This is a genomic window from Streptomyces chilikensis (assembly GCF_001642695.1).
GTDB classification, from domain to species: Bacteria; Actinomycetota; Actinomycetes; order Streptomycetales; family Streptomycetaceae; genus Streptomyces; species Streptomyces chilikensis.
The window spans coordinates 1-10,614 of the sequence record NZ_LWCC02000157.1; the positions used below are offsets into that span (position 1 = coordinate 1).

Annotated in this window: 8 protein-coding genes; 5 read left to right on the forward strand and 3 right to left on the reverse strand. The window is 75.3% G+C overall.

Features of this window, described 5'->3' with window-relative positions; all coding sequences use genetic code 11:
- Positions 1-980: lipase family protein (locus tag A2U95_RS29860; RefSeq protein ID WP_476756116.1), on the forward strand; the 980-nt coding region annotated here is incomplete at its 5' end.
- 674 nt (positions 981-1,654) lie between these two features.
- Positions 1,655-2,263 (forward strand): hypothetical protein, encoded by a 609-nt coding sequence (locus tag A2U95_RS29865; protein ID WP_166028773.1) that lies wholly within the window; start codon positions 1,655-1,657, stop codon positions 2,261-2,263.
- 629 nt (positions 2,264-2,892) lie between these two features.
- On the opposite strand, the gene A2U95_RS29870 is transcribed toward A2U95_RS29865, so the two are convergent.
- Entirely contained in the window at positions 2,893-4,068 is a 1,176-nt protein-coding gene (locus A2U95_RS29870; RefSeq protein ID WP_166028775.1) for an FAD-dependent monooxygenase, read from the reverse strand.
- 91 nt (positions 4,069-4,159) lie between these two features.
- Between A2U95_RS29870 and A2U95_RS29875 the strand changes: the two genes are divergently transcribed.
- Entirely contained in the window at positions 4,160-4,756 is a 597-nt protein-coding gene (locus A2U95_RS29875; RefSeq protein ID WP_166028777.1) for a TetR/AcrR family transcriptional regulator, read from the forward strand.
- A gap of 258 nt (positions 4,757-5,014) precedes the next feature.
- Here A2U95_RS29875 and A2U95_RS29880 read toward each other — a convergent pair whose 3' ends face one another.
- Positions 5,015-7,375 (reverse strand): ABC transporter permease, encoded by a 2,361-nt coding sequence (locus tag A2U95_RS29880; protein WP_166028779.1) that lies wholly within the window; start codon positions 7,373-7,375, stop codon positions 5,015-5,017.
- Positions 7,372-8,199, reverse strand: a complete 828-nt coding sequence (locus tag A2U95_RS29885; RefSeq protein ID WP_166028781.1) for an ABC transporter ATP-binding protein — start codon at positions 8,197-8,199, stop codon at positions 7,372-7,374. Before A2U95_RS29885 ends, A2U95_RS29880 begins: the two co-directional genes overlap by 4 nt.
- Positions 8,200-8,379: 180 nt before the next feature.
- On the opposite strand from A2U95_RS29885, the gene A2U95_RS29890 reads away from it, so the two are divergent.
- Positions 8,380-9,702 carry a sensor histidine kinase gene (locus tag A2U95_RS29890; protein ID WP_166028783.1) on the forward strand — a complete coding sequence of 441 codons (1,323 nt, stop codon included), beginning with the start codon at positions 8,380-8,382 and terminating at the stop codon, positions 9,700-9,702.
- A complete protein-coding gene (locus A2U95_RS29895; protein WP_166028785.1) occupies positions 9,699-10,412 on the forward strand; it encodes a response regulator in 714 nt (237 codons plus the stop codon). The genes A2U95_RS29890 and A2U95_RS29895 overlap by 4 nt, the downstream gene beginning before the upstream one ends.
- The last annotated feature ends 202 nt before the right edge of the window (positions 10,413-10,614 follow it).

A 10,614-nucleotide genomic window follows, 5' to 3' on the forward strand; every position in this document is an offset into this window, starting at 1 on the left:
CCGCCGCGCGGGCGTCCGTGGAGGCGGTCGGCCCGCGCGCCCGGGGCGTGCGGGCGCGGGACGGAGCGTTCGGCGGCGGGAAGCACCTGGTCTTCCTGCACGGCCGTTCCCAGCAGGGCAAGGACCCCGAGGCGCTGCGCCGCGAGTGGGCCGCGGGCCTCAACCAGGGCCTGGTCCGCGCGGGGCTGCCGACGGTCGCCCCGGCGGACGTCTGCTTCCCGTTCTACGGCGACCGGCTGGCGCACGCCCTCGGCGCGCGCGAGTCCCTCCCCCCGGCCTCCCCGTTCCCCGCGGCCGGCGGCGGGCCGGCGGCGGCCGTGCCCGGTGCTCCCGGTTCCCGGGCGGTGTACGAGGAGATCGTCGGCGAGGCCGCCGCCAAGTGGTACGCGCCGCCCGGCGCGCAGGAGGGGGTGGAGGCCGCCGAGGGGCTGGGCGTGGACCCGCTGGTCGGCGCGGTGTGGCGGCGGCTGGGCTGGCTGGCCGCCCGGAGCGACGTCGACGCGTGGGCGATCTCCCTGGTCTTCCGGGACGTCGCCGCCTACCTCGACGACCGGGACATCCGCGAGGAGGTCCTGGCCTGCGTCCTGGAGACCGTGCCGCAGGAGGGCGAGCTGGTCCTCGTCGCCCACAGCCTGGGCACGGTCGTCGGCATGGACCTGCTCACCCGTCTGTCGCCCGGCGTGCGGGTCGTCCACCTGACGACGGCGGGCAGCCCGCTCGGCATGGACAGCGTGTACAGGCGGCTGCTGGCCGACGGGACGGGCCGTCCCGGCAAGGTGGCGGACTGGCTGAACGCCTGGTGCCCGACCGACCCGGTGGCCATCGGGTGCCCTCTCGCCGACACCTGGCGGGACGGGCCGACGGACCTCGCCGTCGTCAACGCCCGCGACCGGGCGCACGACATCGACCAGTACCTCGCGCACACCGAAGTGGCCCGCTCGATCGGCGACCGCCTCGCCGGCGACCGCCTCACCGTCTGAGGGGCCGCTCCGTCACGGACGTCCGGGGCACCGTGCGGGCTCCGCCGAAGTCGGCGCGGCGGGAGGCCGCCGTGGCGACGGCGAGGCGCTCGGGAAGCGCGGCGGAGGACTCGAGTCCGCGGACGGCACGGGAGTTCGCGTGGGGCAGCACCAGGGTTTTCGCCGGCACTTTCCCGAGCAGCGCGCCGTTCGGCCGGTGTGAGGTCCTCACGCAGACGCACCCAGGTGTCCGAGGGTCACCGGAGCGGGGCGTCCGTGCCTGCCGTGCACCGGACCCCGCCGAACATGACAGGACGCCGCCGGCGGGCGTCTCCGCGTCGTGTCGGCGAACCATCCGGTTGATTTCCGCTGCGCTCTTCGAGACGCACGAAGAATGGTTCGCCTTACCCCGCCACCACCTCCCCGAAGGCGATATGGGCGATATCCACCGCAAGCTCTCCCTTGGTTCCTCCGTGTTACCCAACGCACCGAAATGCAACCGCCGGTTGATCCCCCACACCATGACGAGGGACACTGCCCGGCGGATGGGCGTTCCCCACCGGGCGGCACCCGCTCCGGCATCCTCCCACGCAGGCCGCCGGAGGCCATTTACCCAGAGATTAGCGGGCAGTTGACCTCAGGGTTTCGTGATAGCGTCCTCGTCCGGAGGGACAGTGCAACCTGAAAGGGAAATCGTGAACACGGAGAAGATCACCGCTCGCCGCCTCTCGCTGGAAGAGGTGACGAAGCTCGGCATGAAGGACAGGATCTTCGTTTCCGCCGACACGGCAGAACTCAAGCTTCCCGACTGCTATGTCCCTGCTTTCCTGACCAAGCCCGGTGAGCATTTCGAGGGCGGCTCGATCACGGCGAGAACCGTATTCCAGGAAGAAGTCTCCTGCCTTCCCGACGACGAGAACGAAGCCGGAATCTACGTGGCCGACGAGAACGGCCCGGTGACCATCGAGGTCCTCCAGTCCGCCGGCGTCGTGCTGGATCTGGCGCTTTTCGTCCCCGGTGGGGACAAGGGGTCCCTCACGGCCCTTTACGCCGCGGCCCGGCAGGCGTTCGGCGCCGACATCGTGCAGATCTGGCGCCAGGGCCTCAAGGAGGTCCCCGACGTGAAGGTCGACATCTTCGAGGAGCAGATTCCCCGGGGGCGCAAGGCGAGCGACAGCCCCAAGCGTGACCGTCGCGCGATCGACACCTACCCCACCCGCGCGGACTTCATCGAGTTCTCCGCGGGCTGGAAGCCGGTCGTCGAGATCCACAAGCCGATCGTTGACGACACCCCGACCATCTGAGGCGGCGTTACTTCCCGTTCCCGGCCCGAGGGAAGGCCGGGAACGCACGCACCGGACCCGATCGGCCCCTGAGCGGCCCGGGGAGCCGTCGGAAAAACACCTGACGAACACCGAAGTGCCGTTCCACCCGACGACCTCGCGGGACAGCCCGCCTGGCCGAGATCAGGGTCTGAAGTCGTTCAGCGGCAGTTTTCAGGGCTCCGGCGCGGTCGGGTGACGTCCGCTTCGTGCTCAGGCGCGGTCGAGGAGCGTGAGGGGCCGGCGGGCGTCAGGCGCATCGCGGCGACGGCGCGGAGGCGATGTCCTCCGCGCCGTTCGGTCACAGCGCGCCGATCGCGAGGTTGCGCCAGGTCGCCACAGCTCAGGTGCGCTGCCGGTCCGCCCGGCCACGCCGAAGCCCTGGCCAGCAGGCTGTGGGCGGCTGGGACGATCGTGCCGACGCGGTTGGCACCGGTGGACGGTCCCGAGACCGACAGCGGGCTCGTCGTGCGGGTGAGCGGGACACGACTGCTGCCCGCCGACGGCTGGTCCGCCCTATGCGGAATCAGGAATAACTGACGCACCCCCCACCCTCCCGCGGCTCTTCACGGAGAGCCGCGGGAGGGTGGGGGTGTTCCCCGCGCGGGCGGTCAGCTCACGCTGCCGGCGGTCCGGCGACCGTTTTGCGGCGGCCTCCAGTCGGCGATGCCGTCGAAGCCGCGGACGAAGAAGGCGGGCCCGGTGCGGGAGACGGTGGCGATCGCGGCGTCGCGCAGGGCGGCGGCCGGCCGGTTGGCGAGCATGGCGAGCCGCGCCGTGCGGACCGCCTTGGTCACCAGCGCGGAGGTCCGGGGCAGCCGGGCCGCGGTGTAGGCGGGCAGGCCGTCCGCGTGGTGGGCCAGGACGACGGCGTCCTCGAGCGCCTGGTTGCCGCCCTGGCCCAGGGTCGGCGGCATGGCGTGGGCGGCGTCGCCGACCAGCGCGACCCGGCCCCGGTGATAGGCGGGCAGCGCCGGGTGGACGTGGTGGACGTCGTGGCGCAGGACGTCCTCGGGCCGGACGGCGGCGAGGACGGAGGGGACCGGTTCGTGCCAGTCGCCGAACAGGCGCAGCAGTTCGGCCCTCTCGTCGTCGGCCGCGCGCCCGCCGGCGGGGGTGACGGCCGCCCCGTACGCGTAGACCCGGCCGTCCTCGAGCCGGTGCGTGCCCCACAGGCGCCCCGGTCCCCAGGTCTCGTGGGAGACGATCTCGGCGCCGGGCACGGGGACCATGACGCGCCAGGTGGTGAAGCCGGAGTAGACGGCGCCGGGGTGGTCCGGGAACAGGACGCCGCGGGTCCGGGAGTGGACGCCGTCGGCGGCCACCACCAGGCCGGCGGTGAGGTCGCCGTCCGGGGTGATGACCCGGGCGGGCCGGCCGTCGTCGCCCGGGTCGGCGAGGGTGGCCCGGCAGGACGTGCGGAGCGCGCTCCCGGGGAGGCGGGCGGCGAGGACGTCGATCAGCGTGGCGCGGGGCAGCATGAGCAGGGGGTCGCCGAAGCGTTCGGTCACCTTCGCGGTGTCGGTCCGGGCGATCCACCGGCCGGTGGGGGTGCGCATGCCGCCCTCCCCCACGTGGGCGGCGCGGGACCGGATCTCGTCGCCGGCGCCGATGACGTCGAGTGCGCGCAGCGCGTTGGGCGTGAGCGAGATGGCGCTGCCGACCGGCTCCAGGGAGGGCGCGCGCTCCAGGACGACGACCTCCCGCCCGGCCCGGTGCAGCGCGACGGCCGCGGCCAGGCCGCCGATACCGCCTCCGACGACTACGACCCGCGAGGACTGGGACATGAGTTCTCCTTCTCCGGAGGCCGGCCACTACACCCGTAGTGCCGCATGTCCCAAGTTACTACAGGCGTAGTGACGCCGATAGGGTGGGGGCATGCCAGAACCGAGGTCCCGCGCCACCGTCGTCGCCGACACCGCGCTCGCCCTGCTCGCCGAGCGGGGAATGCGCGGGCTGACCCACCGGGCGGTCGACGAGGCGGCCGGACTGCCGCACGGCTCCACCTCGAACGTCGCCCGGACCCGGGCGGCGCTGCTGGAACTGGCGGTGCTCCGGCTGGCCGAGCGGGAGGCCCAGGTGCTCGCCGTGGACGAGTTGCCGGACCCCCGCGGCGGTCCGGACCGGCTCGTCGACGCCCTGGCCCGCGCGGTCCACCGCTCCCTGACCGGCAACCGCGGCCTGCTCGTCGCCCGGTACGAACTGGCCCTGGAGGCGACCCGCCGCCCGGAGCTGCGCACCCACTTCGACGCGGCCGGCGCGCGCTTCCGGGATCTGGCCACCGGGCTCCTCGCGGGGCTGGGATCACCCGACCCGGCCAGGCACGCGCTGTCGATGGTGGCCTGGGCGGACGGCCTGATGTTCTCCTGCGCGGCGGGCTCGTACCACTCCGCCCCACCGGACCTGGACGCCCTGCGGCAGGGGCTGCGGGAGCTGTTCCGGGGGATGCTCGGCGAGGACGCGACGGCGGCCTGACGGCCTGTCGGCCCGCCGTCTTGCCGATCCGCCGCTTTGCCGATCCGCCGTCTTGCCGATCCGCCGACTTGTCGGCCCGACGCCCTGCCGGCCCGGCCCTCTGCCGATCCGTCGATCTGTCGACCTGACGGCCGGTCGTCCGGTGGCCGGGCCCTCGGCGTGCGATCGCGGGCCGGCGATCCCGTCCCGCGCCGTCCTCGGCGCATCGGTACGGCGCCCCGCCGGGCCCCGGGCGGGGCGCCGTACCGCCGGCCGGCCCTATTCGGTGCGCAGGGCGACCGCCGTGCGGGTGCGGGCGGCCCAGCCCGCCGGCAGCAGCGCGCCGAGCACGGCGATGACCAGGCCGCCGACCCCCAGTGCCAGCAGGTGCGGCGCGAGGTACACGTCCGTGACGGACTCCGGCAGGTTCAGACCCGCGCCGCGCCCCATGGCGGGGACGACCAGGCCGTGCAGGGTCACGCCCAGCGGCACCCCGAGCGCCCCGCCCGCCAGTCCCGTCACGCAGATCGAGGCGAGCACCATCGCGACGGTCTGCCGGGGCGTCATCCCCAGCGCCTTGTGGATGCCGATCTCGCGGACGCGCTCGCGGGTGTCCAGCACGACGCCGTTGAGGACGCCCAGCGCCGCGACCGCCACGAGCATCAGGGTGAGCGTCGCCGACAGCGCGTTGAGGGTGAGGACCATGGAACTCTCGCGGTCGTCGCCGCCCGCACGGGCGGTGACGCCCAGGGGCTCGAGTTGCTCGTTCAGCGCGGCGGCGTAGGCGGCCGCGTCGGTGCCGGGCCCGACCGCGATGTGATGGGTGGTGTCGGCGGGCACGGCGGCCGAGGAGGGCGCGGCCGGGAGGGTCGCGGCGTCGGTGAGGACCTCCATGCCGTCGTTGCGGGTGTCGAGGACCTCACCGACGATCCGCACCCTGACGGCCTCGCCGAGGCCGTCCAGCGTGACGGTGTCACCGATCCGGGTCCCGGTGGCGCCGAGGAAGCCGGCGGGCACCACGGCCTCGCCGGGCCGGGCGATCCAGCGGCCCTCGACCATCGTGTAGCCGCCCCAGGAGGCGTCGCCGGTGAAGGCCACGACCTCGGTGATCCCGGCCGTCCCGGCGACGGCCGCCCGTACCGTCGTCCGGGAGTAGTGCGCGGTCGTGCCGGGCCGGGCGTCGATCACCGCGGCGACCTCCGCCGGGTCGGCGGCGGCCTCGGTGCGCGGCAGGGGGCCGTGCGGTCCCAGCTCCGGCGGTGGCGGCTCCACGGTGACGTCGGCGGCGTCGTGGGCCTTCGCCTCCATCACCTTGCCCAGGGTCGCCCCCAGTCCGACGGTGAAGGTGACGGCGGCGGCGCCGAACACGATCGCCGTGCCCATGGCGAGTGCGCGGCCGGGCCGGGCGAACGGCCGGACCAGGCCCAGGCCGATCGCCCTCGGCAGCGGAAGCCGTCCGGCCAGGCGGGCGGCCCGGCGTCCGTGCCGGGGACGGGCCGCCCGCCCCACGGCCAGCGCGTCGACGGTGCGCAGCCGTCCGGCCCGCCACGCGCTCGCCCACGCCGTCGCCGCCACCAGGCCCAGCGCTCCCGCGACCACCACCGCGTCGATCCAGGGGGTGACGGCCAGGGACGTGGAGCCGTAGACCTCCTCGGTCTCGGCCAGCACCGGGACGGCCAGCAGGTGCCCGGTGACGACGCCCAGCGCGGTGCCCGCCGCCGCGGGGACCAGCGCCTGCGCCACGTGGGCCCGCACCACCTGGGCGGGCGTGAAGCCGACGGCCTTGAGGATGCCGATCCGCCGGGTCGCCGTGCCGACGGTGGCCGCGACCACGTTGCCGACGACGAGGACCGACATGACCAGGCCCAGCACGCCGAAGGCCAGGAGGAAGGGCACGTACAGCGCGGTGTCGCGTTCGGCGGACTCCTTGACGGTGAGCCAGGACTGTTCACCGGTCACCGCGTCCGGCGGCACCGCCGCCGTCACGGCCTGGCGGCCGGCGGTGATCCGCGCGGCGGTGCCGGCCTCGGTGAAGCGGTAGTGCATCTGGTACCCGCCGGCGCCACCGGGCGCGGTGAGCGCCGCCATCTGGGACGGGACCACCCAGGCGTCGGCGGTCCCGGTGACCGACCGGGCCACGCCGACCACCTCCAGCTCCGGCTCCCCGGGCAGGCCGGGGAAGACGAGGCGCTTCCCGGGGGTGGGCAGCACCGCGGAGCCGGCGGACAGCACGACCTCCCCCGGCCGGGCGGCCCACCTGCCGTCCGTCAGCGTGACGGCGTCGACCGCTCCGTCCGGCCGGGCGCGCCCCGCCACGGTCATCGGCCACGCGGGCGTGCCCTCCCCCGCGTGCGGGACGACCGTCACCGTGCGGAACGGTCCCTCGGCGGCGGCGACGCCCCGGGCGCGCGCGGACGCCGACACCTGCCCGGCGTCGCTTCGGCCCGCGTCGAACCGGACGGACAGGTGAGCGCCGCGCTGACGGGCGAAGGCGTCGTCGAAGGGGGCGCTCGAGGCCACCAGCAGGGTGCCGCCGAGGAGGGAGGCGGCCACCGCCATCATGGCGGCCAGGCCGATCACGACGCCGGGCACCCTGCGGCGTCCCACACCCGAGCGCACCACCCGGCCGAGAGCGCTCATCGGGCCGTCTCCGCGGTGACGCCGCCCCCGGCGGTGCCGGCGGCGGCGATGCCGCCTGCGCCGTCGGCGGCGTCGGCGTCGGCGTCGGCGTCGGCGTCGCCGCTCGCCCGGTCGGCGGTGATCCGGCCGTCGACGAGGCGGATCGTGCGCGTGGTGCAGGAGCGGGCCAGTGCGAGGTCGTGGGTGACCACGACGACGGTCTGGCCGTCGGCGTTGAGCTCGGCGAGCAGCCGGGCGACGTCCCGTCCGGACGCGGTGTCCAGCGCCCCGGTCGGCTCGTCCGCCAGCAGCAGCGGTGGCCGGTTCATCAACGCCCGGGCCACCGCCACGCGTTGGCGCTCGCCACCGGACAACCGGGCCGGATGGGCGTCGGCGTGCCGGTCGATGCCGAGGACCTCCAGCAGTTCCCTCGCCCTCCGGGACGCCTCCCGCCGCCTCATGCCCGCGAGCTGGGCGGGCAGGACGACGTTGTCGATGACGGTCAGGTCGTCGAGCAGGTTGAAGAACTGGAAGACCATGCCGATCCTGGACCGCCGGAGGCGGGCCGCCGCGGCCTCACCGAGCCCGTCGACGCGCACGCCGTCCACGCTGACGCTTCCGCCGTCCGGCCGGTCCAGCCCGGCGACCAGGTTGAGCAGCGTGGACTTGCCGCTGCCGGACGGCCCGACGACCGCGACCGCCTCCCCCGCGCGCACCGTGAGCGACACGTCGTCCAGGGCCGGTGGCCCGTCGTCGTATCCGCGGGTCACCTCACGCAGTTCGATGACTGGCGGTTCGATGACTGGCGGTTCGGTGCCTGGCGGTTCGATCACCGGTGCGGTCATGGCGGCTCCCTCGGCCTCGGTCCACATGCGTGTCCCGCCGGACGCTAGGCGCGCCGCGGGTACGGGCGCGTCGGTCGGCCGGGGCATTTCCGTGGCACCGGGGGACGACTTCCCGCCGTGTCGTCCCCAGGGCGTAGTCGGCAGGAGGACACCGCCTCCGCGCGGTGGCCGGCGGGGAGGATGCCGTGGCGTCCGCGCGTCGGTGAGAATGCCCCGGTGACGAGTGCGTCAGTGGCAGACCGGCTGCGGGACGGGATCGGATCGCTGTGGCGGCCGACCGGTCCGCTGCCGCGCCCGACCCGGCGCGGTCTCGTCTTCGACGTGGTACTGGTGCTGGCCTTCGGCTTCGTGATGCTGAACTGGGCGGTGACCACCGGGTCCGTCCTGGTGGCCCGGGCCCCCGACGGCGTGGCCCCGCTGGTCCGGGCCACGGGGACGAGCAGTGCGGTCGCCGCGGCGTCGCTGACCGTCGCCGCCTGGGCCCCCCTGGTGCTGCGCCGCCGGTACCCGCTGGCCACGCTGTGGGTGGTGACGGGAGTGGCCGTCCTGACGCCGCACGACGCGCGCCGGCTCGTCTTCTACGCCTGTGTCGTCGCCGTCTACAGCGCCGCCGCCTACAGCCCTTACCGGGTGCCCACGCTGGTGAGCCTGCCGGTGCTGGTGCTCGCCGTCGCCGGTGGCGCCGAGGGCGTGCGCGTGTCGCCGACGACCCCGGTCCCCGACCAGTACGTCCCGCTGCTGGTCCTCGTCCCGCTGGTGATGGCGACCGTCGGGCTGCGCGGCTGGATGCTCAGAGCCGAGGAGAGCCGGGCCCGGATGTCGGCGCTGGAACACGACCGGGCCGAGGAACTGCGCCGCGCGGCCGAGCACGAGCGCGCCCGCATCGCCCGCGAACTGCACGACGTGGTCACCCACAACGTCAGCATGATGGTCATCCAGACGGGCGCGGCCCGCGCGGTGATGGACAAGGCCCCCGAACAGGCCCGCGAGGCGCTGCTCGCGGCCGAGGCCGGCGGCCGGGCGGCCATGACCGAACTGCGGCACGTCATGGGCCTGCTCACCGTGGACACCGGCGACGGGGCCGCCGCGGAAGCCGCCGGGGGCCTCGCGCCCCAGCCGGGTCTCGACCAGCTGGAGACCCTGGTCGCACGGGTCCGGCAGACCGGCCTCCCGGTGGCGCTGACCGTCACGGGCACCCCCCGCGACGTCCCCGCCGGGGTCGGACTGGCCGCCTACCGCGTCGTCCAGGAGGCGCTGACGAACACCGTCAAGCACGCCTCCGGCGCCGAGGCGGCGGTGACCGTCGAGCACGGCGCCGGGTTCCTCCGCGTGGAGGTCACCGACACCGGAGGCCCCCCGTCGGCGTCCGCCGCCACCGGCAACGGGCGGGGACTGATCGGCCTGCGCGAGCGGCTCGCCCTGTACGGCGGTACCCTGCGGGCCGGCCGCCGGCTCACCGGCGGCTACCGCGTGACCGCACTGATCCCCCTGGAGACAGCATGACCGGGCCACCGCGGGTGGTGATCGCCGACGACCAGGCACTGGTGCGCGCCGGCTTCCGCATGATCCTCGCCGCGGACGGCGTGGACGTGGTCGCCGAGGCGGCGAACGGCGCCGAGGCCGTCGACGCGGTCCGGCGCACCCGGCCCGACGTGGTCCTGATGGACGTCCGGATGCCGGAGACGGACGGCCTCGAAGCCACCCGGCGCATCCTGGCCGGCGCCGCCCCCGACGCGCCTCGGGTGATCATCCTGACCACCTTCGACCTCGACGAATTCGTGTACGCGGCCCTCACGGCGGGAGCGAGCGGCTTCCTGCTGAAGGACGTCACCCCCGAGCACCTGGTCTCCGCCGTCCGCCTGGTCCGCACCGGCGACGCACTGCTGGCTCCCGCCATCACCCGCCGCCTCGTCGAGCGGTACGCGCGGCAGGCCACCGGCCCCGGGGCGGTCACGGGGGCGGGCCCCGGTTTCCCGGCCGCCGCGCTCCACCGCGACCTGGCCGCGCTCACCCCGCGCGAACTGGAGGTCCTGCGGCTGCTCGCGCAGGGCCTGAGCAACGCCGAACTCGCCGGCCACCTCCACCTGGCCGAGACCACCGTCAAGACCCACGTGGGCCGCGTCCTCGCGAAACTGGGGCTCCGCGACAGGGTCCAGGCGGTCGTCCTCGCCTACGAGAGCGGGCTGGTCGGTCCCGCGACGCGCGGGGCGTGACCGCGGGGCGTGGCCGCAGAGGGTGCCCGCGGGGGTGACTCGGCCTCCGAAGGTGCGGGTGGCCACCGGATCGCCGGGGCCCGCCGAGGGCACGTCCGGAGCGGGCACCGGCCGGTCCGGCGCGGGGCGGGAGCCGTGGAGGCGGACGGCGGAGCCGCGAGCGGACGGCGGGCGGCGGGCGGCGGGCGGCGGGCGGCGGGCG